The sequence below is a fragment of the Streptomyces calidiresistens genome (assembly GCF_014141525.1).
GTDB classification, from domain to species: domain Bacteria; phylum Actinomycetota; class Actinomycetes; order Streptomycetales; family Streptomycetaceae; genus Streptomyces; species Streptomyces calidiresistens.
Window position 1 is genome coordinate 1 of the sequence record NZ_VKHS01001437.1, and the last position, 679, is coordinate 679.

General features: G+C 74.7%; 1 protein-coding gene. It reads right to left on the bottom strand.

Features of this window, described 5'->3' with window-relative positions; translation table 11 throughout:
• Window positions 1–55: 55 nt before the first annotated feature.
• A complete protein-coding gene (locus FOE67_RS27705) occupies window positions 56–538 on the bottom strand; it encodes a hypothetical protein (RefSeq protein WP_182667549.1) in 483 nt (160 codons plus the stop codon).
• Window positions 539–679 lie beyond the last annotated feature (141 nt).

Sequence of the window (679 nt, forward strand, 5' to 3'; positions counted from 1 at the left end):
AAAAGAGACAGCTCCCGCCCCGCCCCCGGAACCGCTTCCGGGTTCGTCGGGGGGTTCACCGTCGGTCCGGGGCGGAGGAGTCGTCGGACCCGACCACGCAGGCGGTCCGCCCGCCGTACCGCCACGTGGCGGGCGCGCTCTGGAGGAACTCGGCGATCTCCGCCACCCCCATGCCCTCCTGCGGCGCTCCGGGAAGCGGTTCGCCGGCCAGCGCCCGCAGCCAGTCGGCGGCCTCCCAACCGTTCTCGAACTCCCAGCGGTCACCGGGCTGGACGGAGAGGTCCTCGCCGACCCTGGTGGGCTGGGTTCCCCGGTACTGGAGGATCGCCCAGGTGCCGTCCCAGCCGCAGCGCGAGCCCTCCGCGCGGTCCGCCGGGAGGGCGACCCACCCGCCGGCGGCCTCCTCGGGAATCCCGCCGCCACCCCCGCCCATGGGGGAGCCGAAGATCAACCACGCGCCCATGCTGATGAGGAGCGACAGCGCGACGCCGCGCGGTGGCCTCGCTCCGTTCCGTGGCTCCGAGGGATCATCCGGCACTCTGGAAGGCTAACGCGCCGACACCCCCGCCCGGGCCCCCGGTACGCCCTCCGCGGTCACGAAACCATCCCGGGGCCGCGGTGGTCGACCATTCGATGTGCCGGGAGGCGGGAGCGCGACAGGGGGTGCGGAAGGCGGGCT